The sequence below is a fragment of the Providencia zhijiangensis genome (genome assembly GCF_030315915.2).
Classification (GTDB): domain Bacteria; phylum Pseudomonadota; class Gammaproteobacteria; order Enterobacterales; family Enterobacteriaceae; genus Providencia; species Providencia zhijiangensis.
In genome coordinates this window covers 3,572,198-3,595,391 of record NZ_CP135990.1, presented here as the reverse complement: position 1 = coordinate 3,595,391, position 23,194 = coordinate 3,572,198, and the positions used below count along the sequence as shown (strand labels likewise).

Sequence of the window (23,194 nt, the reverse complement as noted above, 5' to 3'; positions counted from 1 at the left end):
TTCAACAGCAAATTGATTAAGTTAAGTTAATTTTTTGGATAGGCATGATGGCGTACATTTCGCTAAATCAAAGGCAGAGAGTTGAGCTGAATCATGGGTGAATATTATTGCTAATCGCTGGATTTTTACTTTATTAATGGTTGTTTAGTCTGAATTTTTTGTAATTCATTGAATTTAAATGAGATAAAAAACTTAATCATTAAAAAAATAAATAAGGGTTGTCAAAGTAATTTTAAAATGATAACTCTTTAATAAAGATAACGATTAAAGTTGAAAAGATTAAACACATGAACAAATTCATCCAAGTGATTAGCCTAATTATTAGCGTGGTGGTGATTATTATCCCACCGTGCGGGGCTGCACTTGGACGACGAAGGCTGAAATAGTAGCCAAATCTTACGAGAACCCCGCACCGAAAGGCGCGGGGTTTTTTTTGACATAAAATTTATGCAAACCAACAAAGATAATAAAAACATAATAAATACAAGCAAATAAACAAAGGCAGATAGGTGATAAACATGAACGGAGCACAGTGGTTAGTTCAAGCATTAAGGACACAAGGCGTTGATACTGTTTTTGGATATCCAGGTGGCGCTATCATGCCTGTTTATGACGCATTGTACGATGGTGGCGTAGAACATTTGTTGTGTCGCCATGAGCAAGGCGCAGTTATCGCAGCCATCGGATATGCTCGTTCGACAGGAAAAACAGGTGTTTGCATTGCGACCTCAGGCCCTGGAGCAACAAACGTGATTACAGGGTTGGCTGACGCATTGCTCGACTCCGTCCCTGTTGTTGCTATCACAGGGCAGGTAGCTTCAGAGTTTATTGGTACAGATGCCTTTCAGGAAATTGATGTTTTAGGGTTATCTCTGGCCTGTACAAAACATAGTTTTTTGGTGGAATCCATAGGGGACTTACCTCGTATTCTCGCTGAAGCTTTCGCAATCGCAAATAGTGGGCGTCCTGGGCCAGTACTGATTGATATTCCGAAAGATATTCAGCTGCAACATGCAGATTTATCCCCCTATTTAATGCCTGTAGAGCAACCAGACTCAACTTCTGAGGATGCAATTCAGCAAGCAAGAATGCTGTTAGAGCAGTCAGAAAAACCAATGTTGTACATTGGTGGTGGAGTCGGGATGTCTGGGGCTGTAACTGAATTGAGAGCCTTTATCGAACAGACAAAGATCCCATCAGTTGTCACCTTGAAAGGTTTAGGAGCAGTGCACCCAGCAGATAAAAACTATCTCGGTATGTTGGGGATGCACGGTACGAAAGCTGCCAATATTTCAGTGCAACGTTGTGATTTACTCATCGCAGTTGGTGCGCGTTTTGACGATAGAGTCACAGGTAAATTAAACACGTTTGCTCCGAATGCGAAAGTTATTCATATCGATATCGATCACGTTGAATTGGATAAATTACGTCAAACTCATGTTGCACTATTGGGTGATGCGAAAGCGTTATTGCCTCAATTGATGGTGACAAAAAACATCACGAGTTGGCAGGAAGAAGTTCAACAGCTTAAGCAGGAGTTTGGTTGGCGTTATGACCACCCAGGTGAACCCATCTACGCCCCATTATTGCTGAAACAACTGTCAGACAAAATGAAACCCAATACCGTTGTTACAACAGATGTTGGTCAGCACCAAATGTGGTCTGCTCAACATATTGTTGTTGATGGACCAGAGAACTTTTTAACTTCAAGCGGGTTAGGAACGATGGGTTTTGGGATCCCGGCAGCAGTGGGTGCTCAAGTCGCTCGACCTGAAGATACTGTTGTTTGTGTATCTGGCGATGGTTCTTTCATGATGAATGTCCAAGAGCTAGGAACGATTAAACGCAAACAGTTACCCGTTAAGATTTTATTGTTAGATAACCAACGCTTAGGAATGGTTCGTCAATGGCAAGAGCTGTTTTTCGAGCAACGCTACAGTGAAACCATTTTGACTGACAACCCAGACTTTGTTGCATTAGCGAACGCTTTTGGCATTCAAGGTCGCCGTATTACATGTAAATCAGAAGTGGACGCAGCACTCGATGAGCTACTGGCAAGTGAAGGTGCGTTTTTATTACAGGTATCAATTAATGAATTAGAAAATGTCTGGCCATTGGTTCCACCAGGGGCTAGTAACGAAAAAATGATGGAGAAACCGTTATGATGCAGCATCAACTCTCGATATTAGCCCGTTTCCGCCCCGAGGTTTTAGAGCGTATTTTGCGAGTGACTCGCCATCGTGGATTTCGGATTAGTTCTATGAATGTGGATCAATTATCAGATAGTGATAATGTAAGTATCGAACTGACTGTCAGCAGCCAAAGACCATTAGCACAGTTATGTGCACAGTTAACGAAGTTGGCTGACATCACTGAAGTTGAAATAAAACAACAAGAATCACGACTATTACGCACACAAAGTGCAATGTAAGGAATAGATAAAATGACTAAGAAAGCTGACTTTATTTGGTTTAACGGTGAAATGACGCCATGGGCAGATGCTAAAGTTCATGTAATGTCTCACGCTCTGCATTACGGTACCTCCGTATTTGAAGGCGTCCGTTGCTATGATTCACACAAAGGACCCGTTGTTTTCCGTCATCGTGAACACATGCAGCGTTTACATGATTCTGCGAAAATTTACCGTATGCCAGTCAGCTACAGCGTCGATGAGTTAATGGAAGCTTGTCGTGCAACTCTGCGTAAAAATAACTTAGTCAGTGCCTATATTCGTCCATTAGTTTTCATTGGTGATGTGGGCATGGGCGTGAATCCACCAGATGGCTACAGTACTGATGTCATTTTAGCCGCATTCCCTTGGGGGGCGTATTTAGGTGAAGAGGCATTAGACCAAGGAATTGATGCAATGGTCTCTTCATGGAATCGTGTTGCACCAAATACTATTCCTACTGGTGCAAAAGCAGGTGGTAACTACCTATCGTCATTATTGGTTGGTAGCGAAGCGCGTCGTCATGGTTACCAAGAAGGTATCGCGCTGGATGTTCATGGTTATCTTTCTGAAGGCGCAGGCGAGAATATCTTTGAAGTGAAAGATGGCATTCTGTACACCCCACCGTTTACTTCATCAGCATTACCGGGGATCACCCGCGATGCCATTTTGACATTGGCGAAAGATATGGGAATCGAAGTGCGTGAACAAACGCTGTCTCGTGAATCTCTGTACTTAGCGGATGAAGTCTTTATGACAGGAACAGCTGCTGAAATCACTCCAGTTCGCAGTGTTGATGGTATCCAAGTTGGTATCGGTCGTTGTGGTCCTGTGACGAAGAAAATTCAGCAAGCATTCTTTGGTTTATTTAACGGTACAACAGAAGATAAATGGGGCTGGTTAGATCCAGTAAACCCTCAATAATTAAATACTATAAATTACAGGCGGTCGTTCCCCGCCTGTTTTAAAACTCGGGAGTTAAGATATGCCTAAGTACCGTTCAGCAACAACCACTCATGGCCGTAATATGGCAGGTGCGCGAGCATTATGGCGCGCGACAGGTATGACCGATGATGATTTTGGTAAGCCAATTATTGCCGTTGTAAACTCATTTACTCAGTTTGTTCCGGGTCATGTACATTTACGTGATTTAGGTAAACTCGTCGCAGAACAAATAGAACAAGCAGGCGGCGTCGCGAAAGAGTTTAACACTATTGCTGTGGATGACGGGATTGCGATGGGGCATGGCGGTATGCTGTATTCCTTACCTTCCCGAGAGCTAATTGCTGATTCTGTGGAATATATGGTGAATGCGCACTGTGCAGATGCCATGGTCTGTATCTCCAACTGTGACAAAATTACCCCAGGCATGTTAATGGCGTCTTTGCGCCTGAACATTCCCGTGATCTTTGTTTCCGGCGGACCAATGGAAGCAGGAAAAACCAAGCTTTCAGATCAAATCATCAAACTTGACCTTGTGGATGCGATGATCCAAGGTGCAAATCCAAATGTCAGTGATGAAGATAGTGAAAAAATTGAACGTTCAGCATGTCCAACGTGTGGGTCATGCTCAGGAATGTTTACTGCGAACTCAATGAACTGTTTAACTGAGGCATTAGGTCTTTCTCAGCCAGGAAATGGTTCATTACTTGCGACTCACGCTGATCGTAAAACGTTATTTATCAATGCAGGTAAGCGAATTGTTGAGCTGACTAAACGTTATTATGAGCAGAATGATGAGAGCGCATTACCGCGTAATATCGCAACAAAAGCCGCGTTTGAAAATGCGATGACATTAGATATCGCGATGGGTGGCTCCACAAATACCGTTCTGCATTTGCTGGCGGCTGCGCAAGAAGCGGAAGTGGATTTCACCATGGATGATATCGACCGCTTATCTCGCCAAGTCCCTCATTTATGTAAAGTTGCACCTAGCACCCAAAAATATCATATGGAAGATGTACACCGTGCTGGTGGTGTGATTGGTATTCTTGGGGAGCTGAGTCGTGCAGGTTTATTGCAGGAAGATGTGAAGAATATTTTAGGTCTTTCATTACCAGAAACATTGGCTCAGTACGATGTTATGTTGACGAATGATGAGTCTGTAAGGTCTATGTTCTCAGCGGGACCTGCGGGTATTCGTACCACCCAAGCATTTTCTCAGAATTGCCGTTGGCCATCACTGGATACTGACCGTGAAAATGGTTGTATCCGTAACCTCGAACATGCTTATAGCTTGGATGGTGGTTTGGCGGTACTTGCAGGAAATATCGCTGAAGATGGTTGTATCGTGAAAACAGCAGGGGTTGATGAAGGTAGCTTAACTTTCCGTGGGCCTGCGAAAGTGTTTGAAAGCCAAGATGATGCGGTAGAGGCAATTTTAGGTGGAAAAGTTGTCGCTGGTGATGTTGTCGTCATCCGCTATGAAGGCCCTAAAGGCGGACCGGGTATGCAAGAAATGTTGTACCCAACTTCCTATCTGAAATCGATGGGATTAGGCAAAGATTGTGCACTGATCACCGATGGGCGTTTCTCCGGTGGAAGTTCAGGTTTATCAATCGGCCATATCTCTCCTGAAGCGGCAAGCGGTGGATTACTGGCTCTGGTACAAGATGGGGATATTATCGATATCAATATTCCAAAACGTACCATGTCCCTAGATGTTAACGACAGTGAGCTGGCAAAACGTCGTGAAGCGGAATTAGCGCGTGGAGATAAAGCCTATACTCCGCGTAACCGTCAACGTGAGGTTTCTTTCGCTTTACGCGCTTATGCTTCTTTGGCGACGAGTGCGGATAAAGGCGCTGTACGCGATAAGTCTAAATTAGGAGGCTAATTGTGGCAGCCGCAAAACCATTACCAGCGGCACCGACAGGTGCCGACTATCTGAAGGCGGCGCTCAGTGCGCCAGTTTATGAAGCGGCGCAAGTGACACCGCTTCAGGAAATGAGCAAACTCTCTTCGCGTATGGGAAACACCATTTTAGTCAAACGCGAAGATAGACAGCCAGTTCATAGTTTTAAGTTACGTGGTGCTTACGCCATGATTGCGGGCTTGACCGAAGAGCAAAAAGCTAAAGGTGTTGTCACTGCATCAGCGGGAAATCATGCACAGGGCGTAGCGTTGTCGGCTAATCGTGTTGGTATTAAAGCCAAAATTGTTATGCCAGTAGCAACCGCAGATATCAAAGTGGATGCTGTTCGCAGCTTTGGTGGAGAGGCCATTTTATACGGCGCAAATTTTGATGAAGCTAAAGCTCACGCAATTGAGATGGCAAAACGCGAAGGATATACCTTTGTACCGCCGTTTGATCATCCATCTGTGATAGCAGGTCAAGCAACTATTGCACTAGAACTCCTTCAGCAGGATGCTCACCTCGACCGTATTTTTGTGCCTGTTGGGGGCGGTGGATTGATTGCCGGCGTCGCTGTATTAATCAAGCAGTTGATGCCTGAAATTAAGATTATCGGTGTAGAAGCTGAAGATGCTGCTTGCTTAAAAGCGGCATTAGAAGCTGGTCATCCCGTTGATCTCCCTCGTGTTGGTTTATTTGCGGAAGGCGTTGCCGTGAAACGTATTGGCGACGAAACCTTTCGACTATGCCAGCAGTATGTCGATGATGTGATCACCGTAGATAGTGATGCCATTTGTGCGGCACTGAAGGATATTTTTGAAGATGTGAGAGCGATTGCAGAACCGTCGGGGGCATTAGCGCTGGCGGGACTGAAAAAATATGTTCAGCAACATAACATTAAAGGTGAAAGGCTGGCGCATATTCTGTCAGGCGCCAACATGAACTTCCATGGTTTACGTTATGTATCCGAGCGTTGTGAATTAGGTGAACAACGAGAAGCGATTCTTGCAGTGACTATTCCTGAACAGAAAGGCAGTTTTTTGCGATTCTGCCAATTGCTTGGTAACCGCTCAATCACTGAGTTTAATTATCGTTATACAGATGTTGATCCAGAGCGAGCCTGCATTTTTGTGGGTGTTCGCTTAAATGGTGGTGAGCAAGAGCGGCATGACATCATTCAAGGGCTGCAAAATAATGGTTATGAAGTGGCTGATTTATCGGATGATGAAATGGCGAAGCTGCATGTGCGCTATATGATAGGTGGGCGACCATCGAAGCCATTAGATGAAAAATTGTATAGCTTTGAGTTTCCTGAATCTCCAGGGGCATTATTGAAGTTCCTAGAAACACTGGGAACTCACTGGAATATCACGCTATTTCATTATCGTAGTCACGGAACAGACTATGGGAGAGTGCTGGCGGCCTTTGAGCTTTCTGGTCCAGAAGTACGCTTTGATCGCCACCTTGATGCACTAGGATATGAATATCATGATGAAACGGGAAATCCGTCATTCCGTTTCTTTCTAGCGCCGCAAGATAGCAAAAGAACATTAGATTGAGTGTTCTGGGAGCAATTCCCAGAATGCTTTAATTAATGGTTCACTTAGGCGTTTGCTGAGCAGGCAAACGCCAAGTTCAAATGGTTCTACCATCGAAATATTATCGAGTTGAGATACACGGCTACGGACAGGCTCGGGGCTATTATCAACGACGACACTTGGTATTAATGCAATACCACAGCCCAATGCCACCATAGACACAATGGCTTCATGACCCGAAACCGTCGCATAAATTACCGGGTTATGGATTCGATGACGCTTAAACCATAATTCAATACGTTTACGAGAAGGGCCATGTTCAGGAAGAATGAACGGTACCGTAGACCAATCCGGCTCCTCTTCAGTCACCATACTCCGTACTGCGCAAGGTAGTGATGGGGCAATAAGTACGAGGGGGATTTCCCCAATTTTGGCGAATCGCACGTTATCTGGCAATTTTTCAGGTTTACCTGCGATGCCTAAATCCGCCTCTTTGGTTTCGACTTTTTCAACGGCATCTGCGGCATCGCCCGTGGTGAGTTTTATTTCAACGAGCGGATGCAAAGCACGAAATTTATCAAGCACTTGAGGTAAATGACTATATGCCGCAGTGACCGAGCAGAATAGGCGTAATTCGCCACTTAGTGATGGGCTTTGCTGATTAAGCGCATGCTTTAGCTGCTGATATTGTAACAATGTTTGTTGGGCAAACTGTTTGAGATGCTCACCCGCTTGGGTCAGTTTCACCGAGCGGTTATCACGAATGAATAGTGGATGACCCAGTTGATCTTCCAAACGCTGAATTTGTCTTGATAGTGTGGATGGACTGACATGCATGGCTTTTGATGTGCGACCAAAGTGGCAACTTTCAGCTAAGTGCAAAAACAGTTGTAGATCACGAATATCCATTTTGCCCTCTGATGATACCTTGATTGATGTTGCAAATATTGCAACATTATATTGTTAATATATCAATTTAAGCAATGCTCATCATCGCATATAGTAAATCCATAACTGCTCAATAATGAGCAACAGGTAACGAAATTGCCTGATAATACGAACACAACAGAACACTGACCGAATAATGGAGTAAGACCATGGCGAATTATTTTAATACATTGAATTTACGTGAGCAGTTAGCGCAATTAGGCAAGTGTCGTTTCATGAAACGCGAAGAATTTGCGGATGAAGCAGGCTATCTGAAAGGTAAAAAAATCGTCATCGTCGGTTGTGGTGCTCAAGGACTGAACCAAGGTTTGAACATGCGCGACTCTGGTTTAGATATCGCTTATGCTTTGCGTCCAGAAGCGATCGCAGAAAAACGTGCATCATGGCGTAAAGCGACAGAAAATGGCTTCAAAGTTGGGACTTATGAAGAACTGATCCCTGAAGCAGATTTAGTTGTTAACTTAACGCCAGACAAACAACACTCTACCGTTGTTCGTGCGGTTCAGCCAATGATGAAACAAGGTGCTGCGTTAGGTTATTCTCACGGTTTCAACATCGTTGAGGTTGGTGAAGAAATTCGTAAAGACATCACGGTTGTGATGGTTGCTCCAAAATGTCCGGGTACCGAAGTTCGTGAAGAGTATAAGCGTGGCTTCGGTGTTCCAACGTTGATCGCGGTTCACCCTGAAAATGATCCGAAAGGTGAGGGTATGGCGATTGCGAAAGCATGGGCAGCAGCAACGGGTGGCCATCGTGCGGGCGTTCTGGAGTCCTCTTTCGTTGCTGAAGTTAAGTCTGACTTAATGGGTGAGCAAACAATTCTGTGCGGTATGTTGCAGGCAGGTGCGTTACTGAGCTATGACAAAATGGTTGCCGATGGCGTAGAGCCAGGCTATGCAGGGAAATTAATTCAGTTTGGTTGGGAAACAATCACTGAAGCACTGAAACAGGGCGGCATCACCCTGATGATGGATCGTTTGTCTAACCCAGCGAAAATCCGTGCTTATGCTTTATCAGAGCAGCTGAAAACCATTTTAGCGCCACTGTTCCAAAAACATATGGATGACATTATTTCTGGTGAGTTTTCATCAACAATGATGGCGGATTGGGCGAATAATGATAAAAACTTACTGACATGGCGCGAAGAGACCGGCAAATCATCTTTTGAAAACTACCCAGAATTTGCAGGCAAAATTGCAGAGCAAGAATATTTTGACCACGGCGTTCTGTTAGTTGCGATGGTTAAAGCGGGTGTTGAGTTAGCATTCGATACTATGTTGGAAGCGGGTATCTTAGAAGAGTCAGCATATTATGAATCACTGCATGAGCTGCCATTGATTGCTAACACAATTGCACGTAAGCGTTTATATGAAATGAACGTGGTTATCTCGGATACTGCGGAGTACGGTAACTACCTGTTCTCATTCGCAGCGGTTCCAATGCTGAAAGAGTTTATGACCAAGTTACAAGCGGGTGATTTAGCGAAACCAGTTGCAGATAATGGTACCGATAACGCGCAATTACGTGATATCAACGAAGCTATCCGTAATCATCCTATCGAGAAGATCGGTAAGGTTTTACGGGGGTATATGACGGATATGAAGAAAATTTCAGTTGGAAGTTGATTTTTCGTCACTCTTCGCGTGATAGGCGCGTTGGCTGCGTTCGGTTACCCAAGTCACATACTCAATGTATGCTCCTTGAGATAACCTAATTTTTCGTCACTCTTCGCGTGATAGGCGCGTTGGCTGCGCTCGGTTACCCAAGTCACATACTAATGTATGCTCCTTGGGATAACCTCCTTTGCCGCCTTCCTCTAACGCGAATAGTTTAGAAAAATGTATGGCTGTCAAAAAAAACAGAAAACAGAAAGCAAACAAAACCACATCGCTCTGCTGAATGATGTGGTTTTTTGTTTTTTATAAATAGGCAGGATCGTTGCTCAAGAGTTGGGTGGGTTTCTGCTACAATCTGTAGCGAATTCCTTTTTGAATAACTAAGTGATGCAGAGAAACCATGCGATTAAATCCTAGCCAGCAACAGGCAGTTGAATATGTAGATGGTCCGTGCCTTGTTTTGGCAGGGGCAGGCTCAGGTAAAACACGGGTTATTACCAATAAAATTGCGCATCTGATCCGCCATTGTGGTTATCAGCCTCGGCAAATTGCGGCGGTAACATTTACCAATAAAGCCGCGCGCGAAATGAAAGAGCGTGTGGGACAAACATTAGGTAAAAAAGAAGCCCGAGGGCTAATCATTTCCACATTCCATACTTTGGGACTGGAAATTATCAAACGCGAATATAAAGCGTTAGGGATCAAAGCTAATTTTTCTTTGTTTGATGACCAAGACCAAATGGCGTTACTCAAAGAACTCACATTTGATCTGCTTGAGGAAGATAAAGATCTTCTTCAACAGCTGATCTCGGCGATCTCAAATTGGAAAAACGATCTGATCTCTCCGCAGCAAGTGGTTGGGCAAGCGAGAACGGAAAAAGAGCACCATTTTGCTGAGTGCTATCGCCGCTATGAGCTGCATTTAAAAAGTTGTAATGTCTTGGATTTTGATGACTTAATCAGCAAACCAACATTGCTGCTTTATCATAATGAAGAAGTCCGTGAGCGTTGGCAGCAAAAAATTCGTTATTTGCTGGTGGATGAATACCAAGATACGAACACCAGTCAGTATCAGCTAGTGAAATTACTCGTGGGCAGCCGTGCCCGCTTTACCGTCGTTGGTGATGATGACCAGTCTATTTATTCTTGGCGTGGTGCGAGGCCTCAAAACTTAGTGTTACTCAGCCAAGATTTTCCAAAACTGAATGTGATTAAGCTGGAGCAAAATTACCGCTCATCGGGCCGTATTTTGAAAGCGGCCAACATTTTGATTGCCAATAACCCCCATGTCTTCGAGAAAAAATTATTTTCTGAGTTGGGTTATGGGGCGCCATTAAAGGTGCTGACTGCAAATAATGAAGACCATGAAGCGGAACGTGTGATTGGTGAATTAATTGCTCACCACTTTATTAATAAAACCCAATATAAAGATTATGCGATCTTGTATCGAGGCAATCATCAGTCTCGTATTTTTGAAAAAATGCTGATGCAAAACCGTATTCCTTACCGAATTTCGGGAGGGACATCCTTTTTCTCACGTCCTGAAATTAAAGATCTTTTAGCTTATTTGCGGGTGCTGACTAACCCTGAAGATGACAGTGCTTTTTTACGTATTGTGAATACGCCGCGCCGAGAAATTGGCCCTAAAACTATCCAAAAATTGGGAGAATGGGCGAATCAGCGAGGCAAAAGCTTATATCACGCCAGCTTTGATTTAGGTCTGGAACAAACTTTAACAGGGAAAGGCTTGGAAGCGTTGCAGCGTTTCACTCATTGGATGGAAGGGATAGTCCGGATTTCGGAGCGTGAACCATTGATAGCGGTACGGGATCTTTTACGGGAAATGGACTATGAGAGTTGGTTGTATGAAACCTCGGCCAGTACCAAAGCCGCCGAAATGCGAATGAAAAACGTCAATCAATTGTTTACATGGATGAGCGAAATGATTGAAGGGGATGAGCTAAATGATCCAATGACGCTCAATCAGGTTGTCACTCGCTTTACGCTGCGCGATATGATGGAACGTGGGGAAGATGATGAAGATTCAGATCAGGTTCAGTTGATGACATTGCACGCATCTAAAGGTCTTGAATTTCCTTATGTTTTCTTAGTTGGAATGGAAGAGGGATTATTGCCTCATCAAAGTAGTATTGATGAAAATAATATTGATGAAGAGCGTCGACTGGCTTACGTGGGAATTACGCGAGCGCAGCGAGAGTTATTCTTTACTCATAGCCGTGAGCGTCGCCAATACGGCGAACTGATCCGCCCTGAACTGAGCCGCTTTTTGATGGAATTACCGCAAGATGATTTGGTGTGGGAACAACAACGAAAAGTGGTTACCGCTGAAGAGCGAATGCAAAAAGGGCAGTCCGCTTTAGCGGATATCAAGGCACGCTTGGGGTTAAATAAGAAAACTGATCAGTAGCAAAAGAGTTTAAGAGAGAGTTCCCACGACGAGGTGGGAACCTATCATGATCAATTTAGAGCGATATCAATTGGAGCTATTACGCTCTTCTAAGGCCAGTTGCCAATTCACATACCCTTGCCACTGAACTTCTTGCTGTAAATTTTCAGCTCGTAAAGGGTGTTCCTCAAGCCAGCGGTATGGCAGTGCGATGGTTAAATCTTGCCCATTAGCGTTAAGGCGCAATGCTGGTAATGTATCGTCACGTCTACGGCTGGCAAAAATAATGGCTAGGCGCAATAAACGGCATAATGCGTAAGTTTGCTGAATAGGTAATGCATTTTGTTGGCTCTGCGAAGCGAGGTCGATTTGACCTTGCTGGTTCTTGAGAAGAACCGCGAGAAAGCGTTTTTGCGCTGGCGTGAAGCCTGGTAAATCAAGGTGAGTGATTAAATAACTTGCGTGCTCTGGGCCTTTGCGAAAATCAACACTCAGCCCAATCTCATGTAATGCACAAGCGCTGGATAATAAATCACGGCAACGGCTATCTAATTCCCACTCTTTGGCAACTTGCAGGTAGAAATGTTCAGCAAGCTGGCGCACGCGGCTAGCCTGTTCAATATCCACAAGGAAGCGACGCTGAATATTGCGTAGCGTGCGTGCGCGAATATCTTGCTCAATAGGCAGTTCAAGCATGCCATACACTAAGCCTTCGCGAAGAGCGCCGCCGGCTAATGTCATATTTTCGATATTCAGAGCTTTGAAAATTGCGATCAGGATCGATAAGCCACTTGGGAAAACGAGGGCACGTTCAAACGTGAGGCCCTCGATTTCAAGCTCTTCTAATTTATGGCACAGGATAGCTTTATGTTTCAGTTGCTGTAATTTACTCAGAGTGATGAGTTCATCCATCCCTTGAGCAATCATGATTTCCTGAATCGCTTGTACAGTACCCGATGCACCGACACAAATTTTCCACCCATGGTTTTTAAGGGTATCTGCGATAGGCGCAATAACGTGTTGAGCTGCCGCTTCGGCTTGAGCGAAGTTTTCTTCTGTTAGCGTTCTGTCGCTAAAGTAGCGTTCAAGCCAAGTCACACAGCCCATTTCTAGGCTATAAAGTAGCTGAGCTTTAGCGCCTGTACCGGTGACAAGTTCGGTGCTGCCGCCCCCGATATCGACCACTAAGCGTTGCTCTGGCCCGCCAGTTGTATGGGCGACGCCTTGATAAATCAAGCGAGCTTCTTCTTCTCCTTGGATTATTTTTACGGGATTTCCGAGGATTTGGCTGGCTTTCTCAATAAAGGCATCGGCATTTTTGGCAAGGCGTAATGTCGCGGTTGCCACAACTCGAATTTGCGAGTTAGGAATATCTTGCAGATGTTCTGAGAAGAGACGCAGGCATTGCCAGCCTCGTTCCATGGCTTGCTCAGATAAAATATTATCTTTATCTAAACCCGCTGCCAGACGAACTTTCCGTTTAACCCGAGAAATAATCTGAATGCTACCTGCAGTTTCGCGAACAACCAGCATATGAAAGCTGTTGGAACCCAAATCGATAGCGGCATACAGAGAAGAAGATTTCAGCATAGGGTATTTACTCAGCCTGCACGTTTATGGTTATTACGTGGGCCATTATGGCGACGCGGCGCATTAGAATTGCGGCGTGGACCACTAGGGCGCGGACGGTGACGGCGTTTTGGTGCCGGCAGGTCGCTCAGCAGTGCATCACTGTTATATTTACTGACAGGGATGGAGTGCTGAATATACTCTTCGATTGCAGGTAAGTTTAGTGCGTATTCTTCACATGCTAAGCTGATAGAATTTCCGCTTTCACCTGCACGACCTGTACGTCCAATACGGTGCACATAGTCTTCGCAATCGTCAGGTAAATCATAGTTAAATACATGAGTTACTGATGGAATATGTAATCCACGAGCAGCAACGTCAGTCGCAACCAAGATATCAATTTGACCTTGGGTGAACTGTTCTAAAATGCGCAGACGTTTTTTCTGTGCGACATCGCCAGTTAATAACCCGACACGGTGGCCATCGGCAGCAAGGTGAGCCCAGATATCATCACAACGATGCTTCGTATTGGCGAAAATAATGCAGCGCTCTGGCCACTCTTCTTCGAGTAGCGTTTGCAGTAGGCGCATTTTTTCTTCGTTGGATGGATAAAATAGCTCTTCTTTAATACGGTGACCGGTTTTTTGTAGTGGTTCAACTTCCACATATTCCGGGCTGTTCATTTGTTCAAACGCTAATTCTCTAACGCGGTAAGAGAGTGTTGCTGAGAACAGTAAGTTGAGTCGGTCTGTTGCGCCAGGCATACGGCGGAATAACCAACGAATATCTTTAATAAAACCGAGGTCGTACATACGGTCAGCTTCATCCAAAACAACAACTTGGATAGCCGCTAAATCAACGTGACCTTGTTTTGCATAATCAATAAGACGACCGGTTGTTCCAATAAGGATATCAACGCCGTTTTGTAATACGCGTAACTGCTCGTCATAGCCATCACCACCATAGGCTAGACCCATTTTCAAACCAGTGTACTCAGCCAGCTCTTTAGCATCTGAGTAAATCTGTACGGCTAATTCACGAGTAGGAGCCATGATCAGCGCACGTGGCTGATTGGTTTTTTTCCCCTCGATTGCCGGGTGAGTTAAGAGAAAATGAAATGTAGACGTTAGGAATGCTAACGTTTTACCTGTACCTGTTTGTGCTTGCCCCGCAACATCTTTGCCTTCGACAGTATAAGGCAGGGTAGACGCCTGAATAGGCGTGCAAAAGTTGAAGCCTTTTTTATTAAGTGCTTCAATGACTTTTGGGTGCAATGCGAAGTCGGAAAACTTCTTTTCTGTCAAGTGTGCTTTACTCATAGTATGTTAGAATATCAGTTATCGGTTGGTTTACGAAAGTGTATCTTTTGAAATAAAGCATACTGCTGCCAATTAATGTTACACTATGTCTGTAAAAATGATCCTTTGGAGTACAACATGAGCGACAAAATTAAACATATTACTGATGCAAGTTTTGAGTCAGACGTTCTAAATGCAAGTTCACCTGTTTTAGTCGACTTCTGGGCTGCATGGTGTGGACCTTGTAAAATGATCGCGCCAATCCTTGATGAAGTTGCTGAAGAATATACAGGCAAAGTGACTATCGCAAAACTGAATATTGATGATAATCCAGCGACTGCCCCAAAATTTGGTATTCGCGGTATCCCTACACTGTTATTATTCAAAAACGGCAGTGTAGCTGCAACTAAAGTTGGTGCTTTATCTAAAACTCAACTGAAAGAATTTCTAGACGAAAATCTGTAAGTTATAGCTTTATATAAGCCAAAACGTTTAGCGGCGCATTTATTTTATATAGAGAGTCGCTAGACGTCCCCATTTAAGCATGATAAGTTATCCGCATTCCTCATAGAGTACCCATAAGAATTACCTTGTTTTCCTTTGCTCTTTTCTGAAACATCTAGCTTGCAGTTCTGTTCAATGCCAATTTTAGTTACTGACTATTAATCTAAAGTTGATAATTCATGGTTGTATCACTGTGACTTGAGTCTTGAGTAAATAAATGGGCTGTATTAGGGATAAGATGTTGTCCTAAAATGTATAAAAAACTATTGCTAATATTGATTACGTTTCTAATAATATGCGGCATGTCATCTTGATGATTACAACGCTTTCGTTAGTCACAACACCTTCACAGCAATATTAGTTGTAGCTAGCACAAATTTTAATGCATTGTTGTTGGTTATGAGTCCATATCTATCAACAGGGCACTATAAAGTTAAACTGGCGCTTCATAGGTTCACTATACTAAATAGGTTCACTATAAAAGTTGCCTCCAATTTACGTTCATAGTTCGAGAAATACCCCGAGTTAAAGAACCCACCATTATGAATCTTACCGAATTAAAAAATACGCCTGTATCAGAACTGATTACGTTAGGCGAAAACATGGGGCTAGAGAACTTAGCCCGTATGAGAAAGCAGGATATTATTTTCTCAATTTTGAAGCAGCATGCTAAAAGTGGAGAAGATATTTTCGGCGATGGCGTACTGGAAATATTGCAGGATGGATTTGGTTTCCTCCGTTCAGCAGACAGTTCTTACCTCGCAGGCCCTGATGATATCTATGTTTCCCCTAGCCAAATTCGCCGCTTTAACCTACGCACCGGCGACACCATTTCAGGAAAAATTCGTCCCCCGAAAGAAGGTGAACGCTATTTTGCACTCTTGAAAGTTAACGAAGTTAACTTTGACAAACCTGAAAATGCCCGCAGCAAAATCCTTTTTGAAAACTTAACCCCATTACATGCCAATAATCGTCTGCGCATGGAGCGTGGTAACGGTTCTACTGAAGATTTAACGGCGCGTGTATTGGATTTAGCCGCACCTATCGGTCGTGGACAGCGTGGTTTGATCGTTGCACCACCGAAAGCGGGTAAAACCATGTTACTGCAAAATATTGCGGCTAACATTGCCCATAACTACCCTGACTGCGTATTGATGGTTCTGCTGATTGATGAGCGTCCAGAAGAAGTTACTGAGATGCAACGCTTAGTGAAAGGTGAAGTTATCGCTTCAACGTTTGATGAGCCAGCTGCACGTCACGTCCAAGTTGCTGAAATGGTTATCGAGAAAGCGAAACGTCTGGTTGAGCATAAAAAAGACGTTATCATTTTACTGGATTCTATTACTCGTCTTGCTCGTGCATACAACACCGTCGTTCCTTCATCAGGTAAAGTATTGACCGGTGGTGTGGACGCAAACGCATTACATCGTCCAAAACGTTTCTTCGGTGCTGCTCGTAACGTTGAAGAAGGTGGTAGCTTGACTATCATCGCGACCGCGTTAGTTGATACCGGTTCCAAAATGGATGAAGTGATTTACGAAGAATTTAAAGGAACAGGTAACATGGAATTACACCTGTCCCGTAAAATTGCTGAAAAACGTGTTTTCCCTGCGATTGATTACAACCGCTCTGGTACACGTAAAGAAGAGCTGCTCACCTCCCAAGATGAGCTGCAAAAAATGTGGATCCTGCGTAAGATTATTCACCCAATGGGCGAAATCGATGCAATGGAATTCCTCATCAGCAAATTAGCAATGACTAAGACTAACGAAGAGTTCTTTGATTTTATGAAAAGAGCATAGTCTCGTTAGGATTATGAGTATAGAAATAGGCGCTCTAATTAGGGCGCCTATTTTTTTATCAGTGAACATTCACAAAATAATAGTCTTTATTATTTATCAACATAAGCATGAATTACTTTCTTGATGAGCAAAATGAAATAATCAACGGATGCTAGCTTATTCTCTATAAGATGGTATTTTTTATATTAATTTTTATACTTAGATTTATCCAATGACTGATATTGACTCTTTTAGGTGAAAATAATCGTCAATGGCGGCTAACGAATCTGAGATTGTTTTTTATGGCATGTTTTGTGCATACATGTTTTATGCATAGATAAGAATAGGGAAGGCTCAGTTTAACGGGGTATTTTTTGTCCAGATGCTCTGTAGTAACTATCATTGAGTTAGCTGTAATTACGTGATGGCGATTATTTATCATAACAACCCAGATTTTTAGTGTTTAAAAGTTAGATAGAAATATAAGAGAGTAGAACAGTGGATAGCACACACTTTATGAGTAATCTCTTCTATGTTTTTTTGTTTACCTTTGTCTTTATTTTTGTCGCGCGTATTGTGGCGCCAAAAATTGGCTTGGTTGATAAACCGAATTTCAGGAAGAAACACGTAGGATTGGTTCCTCTCGTTGGAGGGATCTCTGTTTTCTTTGGCGTTTGCTTCGCGTTTATGATCACGGAAGAATACATTCCCCATAAATGGCTATATATTGCTTGTGCGGGGCTCTTAGTATTCGTTGGTGCTCTGGATGATAGGTTTGATATCAGCGTGAAATTACGCGCTGGGGTTCAAGCTATCGTCGCTGTCGTCATGATGACAGCAGGTGGGTTGTCATTAGAGTCTCTAGGCCATGCATTTGGTCCTTGGGAACTGGTACTTGGACCATTTGGTTATATCGTCACCTTATTTGCCGTTTGGGCTGCGATCAATGCCTTTAACATGGTCGATGGCATCGATGGCTTATTAGGCGGATTGTCCTCGGTTTCCTTTGGAGCCCTTGGTTTCTTACTGTATCAAAATGGTAACTATGCGTTAGCGTTTTGGTGTTTTGCATTTATAGCGGCTATCCTTCCTTATATTCTCATGAATATGGGTGTTTTAGGGCGTCGCTTTAAAGTGTTCATGGGGGATGCGGGAAGTACATTGATTGGTTTTACCATTATTTGGATCTTGGTAGCATCAACACAAGAAGACTTTCATCCAATAAACCCTGTGACTGCATTATGGATTATTGCTATTCCGCTTATGGATATGGTGGCAATTATGTACCGCCGTATTCGTAAAGGTATGAGTCCATTCTCACCGGATCGTCAGCATATTCATCACTTGATTATGCGCTCAGGTTTTACCCCGAAAGGGGCATTTGTAATCATCACATTGGCTGCGGCAATTCTTGCGTGTATTGGTATTATTGGCGAGCGCCTTTCATTCGTTCCTGAATGGGTAATGTTGGCATTATTTTTGCTTGTATTTATGATGTATGGTTACTGCATCAAGCGAGCATGGAAAGTCGCCCGTTTTATCAAGCGAATTAGACGTCGTGCGCGTAAGAGTGCGGTCCGGTAACGACAAACGAACTATAGAGGTTCTGTGCAGTGAATAACTCAGAAACGCAACCTAATCAACATCAAACCTCGCTTGAAGCGGAGTTAGATATTCGTGATTTATGCCGTTCACTATGGCAGGGTAAAATTTGGATCGTCGCATGTGCAGTGATTTTTGCTGCGATTGCACTGGGAGCATCCTATTTTATGCAGCCGAAGTGGAGCACAACGGCTATCACGGATTTACCGACTGTGAACAATCTGGGAAGTTATTATTCTCAGCAACAATTTCTGCGCAACCTTGATTCTCGTATTAATGCGGTGGGGCAAGAAGGGCAACTACCAACGATTGCCAAAGAAGCTTATGAAGAATTTACCAAACAATTAGGTTCTTACGATACTCGCCGCCAATTTTGGTTAGGTACTGAGTATTATAAGCAACGCTTGGAAAATGACCCGAAAGCGGATGCGGCATTGTTAGATGAGCTGATCAACAATATCGAATATACGCCAGCTGATGCACTCAAAAACCCAACAGATAGCGTGAAGTTAGTAGCTGAAACAGCAACAGACAGCAATCAACTGTTACGTGAATATATTGAGTTTGCTAATCAGCGTGCAACGACAAATTTGAATGATGAATTGAAAGGGACGTGGGCAACCAAAACCCAATCAATGAAAGCGTTAGTTAAACGTGAAGCGATGGTAGCAACGGCAGCGTATGACCGTCGTCTAAATAGCCTTGAACAAGCTCTTAAAGTGGCGGAAAAGCAAGGTATTTCACGTAATCAAACGACTGCGCCAGTGGATGAAATTCCTGACTCAAAAATGTTCATGTTAGGTGTTCCATTACTGCAAGCTCAAATTGAGACGTTAAAAGCAACAGGTCCAGATTTTGATACAGATTATGATCAGAATGTGGCGATGTTATCGACGCTGAATGTTGAACCTGTTCTTCAAGATAATTTCCATGCGTATCGTTATCTGCGAACGCCTGAAGATCCAATCAAACGCGATAGTCCGCGCAGAGCATTTATTGCTGTTCTGTGGGGTGCAATTGGTATGTTAGTAGGTGCCGGAGTGGTACTGTCTCGCCGTCGCCCATCGTAATGTCATATTCGCCACCGGCGGCAAGGTCGGTGGCGAAATAGCATCATTAAAACTAAAGAAAGCAGTAAACTGCGAAGAAAACATAAGAGAGTCACTGTGAAAGTATTGACTGTATTCGGCACACGGCCTGAAGCCATTAAAATGGCTCCATTGGTTCATGCTCTTGCTGATGATGCAGACTTTGAAGCGAAAGTGTGTGTCACCGCTCAGCACCGTGAAATGCTAGATCAAGTACTGAACTTATTTGAGATCACGCCCGATTATGATCTCAACATTATGAAGCCAGGTCAGGATTTAACCGATATTACTTGCCGTATTTTGGAAGGATTAAAGGCAGTATTTGCGGATTTCCAACCGGATGTTGTCCTTGTGCACGGCGATACCGCCACAACAATGGCAACCAGTCTTGCGGCATTCTACCATCGCATCCCAGTTGGGCATGTTGAAGCTGGACTGCGCACAGGAAACCTCTACTCGCCATGGCCAGAAGAAGGTAACCGTAAAATTGCGGGGCACCTTGCTCAGTACCATTTCGCGCCGACAGAAAACTCGCGCCAAAACTTACTCAATGAATCTATTCCCGATAGCCATATTTCTGTGACTGGCAATACAGTCATTGATGCGCTGTTGTGGGTTAAAGAGAAGGTCATGGGTAACCAAAATATGATGGCTGAATTAGCCGGAAATTACCCATTTATCGATCCAAATAAAAAAATGTTGCTTGTGACTGGCCACCGCCGTGAAAGTTTTGGTGGCGGTTTCGAGCGTATTTGTCATGCATTAGCGGATATCGCTCAAGCGCACCCTGATGTTCAAGTGGTTTACCCAGTTCACTTGAACCCAAATGTGAGCGAGCCAGTAAAACGAATTCTGCATGGTATTGATAATATTATCTTAATTAGTCCTCAAGAATATCTGCCGTTCGTCTATTTGATGAACCATGCGTATCTGATTTTAACGGATTCCGGTGGTATTCAAGAAGAAGCGCCATCTTTAGGCAAGCCTGTTTTAGTTATGAGAGATACCACCGAACGCCCTGAAGCGGTTGATGCAGGGACAGTTCGTTTAGTGGGAACAGATACACAAACCATTGTAAATGAAGTTAATCGGTTACTGACAGATGAAGCGGAATATCACGAAATGAGCCGCGCACATAACCCGTATGGTGATGGTCATGCTTGTCAGCGTATTCTTGCAGCATTAAAAAGCAATCAGGTGAAATTATGAGTTTTGAAACTATTTCTGTTATCGGCCTCGGTTATATCGGTTTACCAACAGCGGCAGCCTTCGCATCTCGTAAGAAGCAGGTTGTCGGCGTAGATGTCAACCAGCATGCTGTTGACACTATCAATCAAGGTAAAATCCATATTGTGGAACCTGAGCTGGATGTTGTGGTGAAAAAAGCGGTTGAAGAAGGTCACTTAAAAGCCTTCACCAAGCCACAACCCGCAGACGCATTCCTGATTGCTGTTCCTACACCATTCAAAGGTGAACACGAGCCTGATTTGGTGTACGTGAAAGCAGCGGCTGAATCTATCGCACCAGTCCTGAAAAAAGGCGACTTAGTGATCCTTGAATCTACGTCTCCAGTGGGTACGACTGAGCAAATGGCGCAGTGGTTAGCCGCCGCTCGCCCTGATTTGACCTTCCCTCACCAAGCTGGTGAAGAAGCAGATATCGATGTGGCATACTGCCCTGAGCGCGTACTACCGGGTCAAGTGATGGTTGAACTGATCAAAAATGACCGTGTTGTTGGCGGGATGACACCGAAATCTTCACTGCGTGCTAGCGAATTGTACAATATCTTCTTAGAAGGTGAGTGTGTAATCACTAACTCAAGAACGGCTGAAATGTGTAAGTTAACGGAAAACAGCTTCCGTGACGTTAACATCGCATTTGCTAACGAGTTATCGCTGATTTGTGCAGACCAAGATATCAATGTTTGGGAACTGATTAGCCTTGCAAACCGTCACCCTCGCGTGAACATTCTTCAGCCGGGCCCAGGCGTTGGTGGTCACTGTATCGCGGTCGACCCGTGGTTTATCGTGGCTCAAAGCCCAAAACAATCTCGTTTAATCCACACTGCGCGTTTAGTTAACGATGGCAAGCCAATTTGGGTTGTTGATCAAGTAAAAGCGGCGGTGGCCGATTGCTTAGTGGAAACTGGCAAAAAAGCGAATGAAATCAAAATCGCATGTTTCGGTTTATCGTTCAAACCAAACATCGATGACCTGCGCGAAAGCCCAGCAATGCACATCACCAAGATGGTTGCGAACTGGAACCCAGGTAAAACATTTGCGGTGGAACCGCATATTCACGAATTACCAACGGCACTGAAAGGTATTGCTGAACTGGTTTCTATTGAAACTGCCGTGAGCGAAGCGGATGTGATCCTGATGTTAGTCGACCATAACCTGTTTAAAGGTATCCAAGGTTCTGCTATCCCACAAAAATGGGTTGTGGATACAAAAGGAGTATGGCGTTGAAACGTATTTTAATTACAGGTGGAGCCGGCTTTATCGGCTCAGCTGTTGTTCGTCATGTGATTGAAAACACAAAAGACCACGCGATTGTGGTTGACTGTTTAACCTACGCGGGCAATTTAGAGTCATTAGCGGAAGTCGCCAATAGCGAGCGCTATGCTTTTGAACAAGTGAACATTTGTGACCGTGCTGCATTGGATAAAGTGTTTGCTGAACACAAACCTGATGTCGTGATGCATTTAGCGGCAGAAAGCCACGTAGACCGTTCGATTGATGGCCCTGCGGCATTTATCGAAACTAACATCGTGGGTACTTACACCTTGTTAGAAGCGGCGCGTCATTACTGGTCTGCACTTGAAGATAGTAAAAAAGCGGCTTTCCGTTTCCATCACATTTCAACTGATGAAGTGTATGGCGACTTGGAAGGTCCAGATGGCTTCTTTACGGAAACTACACCGTATGCACCAAGCAGCCCATATTCAGCCTCAAAAGCGTCTAGCGACCACTTAGTGCGTGCGTGGCAGAGAACGTATGGTTTACCGACCATGATCACCAATTGCTCAAATAACTATGGTCCTTATCACTTCCCTGAGAAGCTGATCCCATTGATTATTTTGAATGCGATTTCCGGTAAGCCACTGCCAGTGTATGGCAAAGGCGAACAAATTCGCGACTGGCTATTTGTGGAAGACCATGCGCGTGCGCTGCATTTAGTCGCGACTCAAGCACAGCCGGGTTCAACCTACAATATTGGTGGCCATAACGAGCGCCGTAATATTCAAGTGGTTGAAACAATTTGTGAGTTACTTGAAGAGCTGCACCCGCAGAAACCTCAAGGAGTTGCTCATTACCGCGACTTAATCACGTATGTGAAAGACCGTCCTGGTCACGATATGCGCTACGCCATTGACGCCGATAAAATTGAGCGTGAATTAGGCTGGACACCAGAAGAGACGTTTGAATCCGGGATCCGTAAAACGGTGCTGTGGTATTTAAACAATGAAACTTGGTGGCGTCGTGTGCAAGATGGCTCCTATGCCGGCGAACGTCTAGGCTTAGGCAGCTAGGAGGCAAT

Annotated in this window: 18 protein-coding genes; 15 read left to right on the top strand and 3 right to left on the bottom strand. The window is 44.1% G+C overall.

Going from position 1 to position 23,194, the window contains the following annotated elements; genetic code table 11:
• Positions 1–287: 287 nt before the first annotated feature.
• The 6 genes from ilvL to ilvA all read left to right on the top strand — a co-directional run bounded on the left by ilvL (position 288) and on the right by ilvA (position 6,862).
• Positions 288–386: an ilv operon leader peptide gene (gene ilvL / locus QS795_RS16440; protein ID WP_112837475.1), complete on the top strand. Its 99-nt coding sequence runs from the start codon at positions 288–290 to the stop codon at positions 384–386.
• Positions 387–518: 132 nt separating this feature from the next.
• Complete coding sequence (gene ilvG / locus QS795_RS16435; protein ID WP_318626645.1) at positions 519–2,165, top strand: acetolactate synthase 2 catalytic subunit; 1,647 nt, start codon at positions 519–521, stop codon at positions 2,163–2,165.
• On the top strand, positions 2,162–2,431 hold the full coding sequence (ilvM, locus tag QS795_RS16430; protein ID WP_036948778.1) for an acetolactate synthase 2 small subunit: 270 nt from the start codon (positions 2,162–2,164) through the stop codon (positions 2,429–2,431). Before ilvG ends, ilvM begins: the two co-directional genes overlap by 4 nt.
• 12 nt (positions 2,432–2,443) lie before the next feature.
• Positions 2,444–3,373, top strand: coding sequence for a branched-chain amino acid transaminase (locus tag QS795_RS16425; RefSeq protein ID WP_006658220.1), 930 nt, complete (start codon positions 2,444–2,446; stop codon positions 3,371–3,373).
• Between the two features lie 61 nt (positions 3,374–3,434).
• Positions 3,435–5,285: a dihydroxy-acid dehydratase gene (gene ilvD / locus QS795_RS16420; RefSeq protein WP_154628884.1), complete on the top strand. Its 1,851-nt coding sequence runs from the start codon at positions 3,435–3,437 to the stop codon at positions 5,283–5,285.
• Positions 5,286–5,287: 2 nt separating this feature from the next.
• A complete protein-coding gene (gene ilvA, locus QS795_RS16415) occupies positions 5,288–6,862 on the top strand; it encodes a threonine ammonia-lyase, biosynthetic (RefSeq protein ID WP_318626644.1) in 1,575 nt (524 codons plus the stop codon).
• Here ilvA and ilvY read toward each other — a convergent pair.
• Complete coding sequence (gene ilvY, locus QS795_RS16410) at positions 6,854–7,750, bottom strand: HTH-type transcriptional activator IlvY (protein WP_154603095.1); 897 nt, start codon at positions 7,748–7,750, stop codon at positions 6,854–6,856. The genes ilvA and ilvY overlap by 9 nt on opposite strands.
• Positions 7,751–7,938: 188 nt before the next feature.
• On the opposite strand from ilvY, the gene ilvC reads away from it, so the two are divergent.
• Positions 7,939–9,414 (top strand): ketol-acid reductoisomerase, encoded by a 1,476-nt coding sequence (gene ilvC / locus QS795_RS16405; RefSeq protein WP_211886798.1) that lies wholly within the window; start codon positions 7,939–7,941, stop codon positions 9,412–9,414.
• Between the two features lie 391 nt (positions 9,415–9,805).
• The gene (rep, locus tag QS795_RS16400; RefSeq protein ID WP_154628882.1) at positions 9,806–11,833 is read left to right on the top strand and encodes a DNA helicase Rep; all 2,028 of its coding nucleotides are present in this window, start codon (positions 9,806–9,808) and stop codon (positions 11,831–11,833) included.
• 66 nt (positions 11,834–11,899) lie between these two features.
• Here rep and gppA read toward each other — a convergent pair whose 3' ends face one another.
• The gene (gppA, locus tag QS795_RS16395) at positions 11,900–13,402 is read right to left on the bottom strand and encodes a guanosine-5'-triphosphate,3'-diphosphate diphosphatase (RefSeq protein WP_318626643.1); all 1,503 of its coding nucleotides are present in this window, start codon (positions 13,400–13,402) and stop codon (positions 11,900–11,902) included.
• A gap of 11 nt (positions 13,403–13,413) precedes the next feature.
• Positions 13,414–14,700 carry an ATP-dependent RNA helicase RhlB gene (gene rhlB, locus QS795_RS16390; protein ID WP_318626642.1) on the bottom strand — a complete coding sequence of 429 codons (1,287 nt, stop codon included), beginning with the start codon at positions 14,698–14,700 and terminating at the stop codon, positions 13,414–13,416.
• Positions 14,701–14,817: 117 nt separating this feature from the next.
• On the opposite strand from rhlB, the gene trxA reads away from it, so the two are divergent.
• The 7 genes from trxA to rffG all read left to right on the top strand — a co-directional run bounded on the left by trxA (position 14,818) and on the right by rffG (position 23,186).
• Entirely contained in the window at positions 14,818–15,144 is a 327-nt protein-coding gene (trxA, locus tag QS795_RS16385; protein ID WP_036948804.1) for a thioredoxin TrxA, read from the top strand.
• Positions 15,145–15,725: 581 nt separating this feature from the next.
• Positions 15,726–16,985: a transcription termination factor Rho gene (gene rho, locus QS795_RS16380; protein ID WP_004915469.1), complete on the top strand. Its 1,260-nt coding sequence runs from the start codon at positions 15,726–15,728 to the stop codon at positions 16,983–16,985.
• A gap of 495 nt (positions 16,986–17,480) precedes the next feature.
• Positions 17,481–18,548 (top strand): UDP-N-acetylglucosamine--undecaprenyl-phosphate N-acetylglucosaminephosphotransferase, encoded by a 1,068-nt coding sequence (gene wecA / locus QS795_RS16375; protein ID WP_286270055.1) that lies wholly within the window; start codon positions 17,481–17,483, stop codon positions 18,546–18,548.
• A gap of 29 nt (positions 18,549–18,577) precedes the next feature.
• Positions 18,578–19,636 carry an ECA polysaccharide chain length modulation protein gene (wzzE, locus tag QS795_RS16370; RefSeq protein WP_181477695.1) on the top strand — a complete coding sequence of 353 codons (1,059 nt, stop codon included), beginning with the start codon at positions 18,578–18,580 and terminating at the stop codon, positions 19,634–19,636.
• A 96-nt stretch (positions 19,637–19,732) separates the two neighbouring features.
• Positions 19,733–20,863: a non-hydrolyzing UDP-N-acetylglucosamine 2-epimerase gene (gene wecB / locus QS795_RS16365; protein WP_006658208.1), complete on the top strand. Its 1,131-nt coding sequence runs from the start codon at positions 19,733–19,735 to the stop codon at positions 20,861–20,863.
• A complete protein-coding gene (gene wecC, locus QS795_RS16360; RefSeq protein ID WP_036948818.1) occupies positions 20,860–22,122 on the top strand; it encodes a UDP-N-acetyl-D-mannosamine dehydrogenase in 1,263 nt (420 codons plus the stop codon). Before wecB ends, wecC begins: the two co-directional genes overlap by 4 nt.
• On the top strand, positions 22,113–23,186 hold the full coding sequence (rffG, locus tag QS795_RS16355; protein ID WP_181477694.1) for a dTDP-glucose 4,6-dehydratase: 1,074 nt from the start codon (positions 22,113–22,115) through the stop codon (positions 23,184–23,186). Before wecC ends, rffG begins: the two co-directional genes overlap by 10 nt.
• Positions 23,187–23,194: the final 8 nt, after the last annotated feature.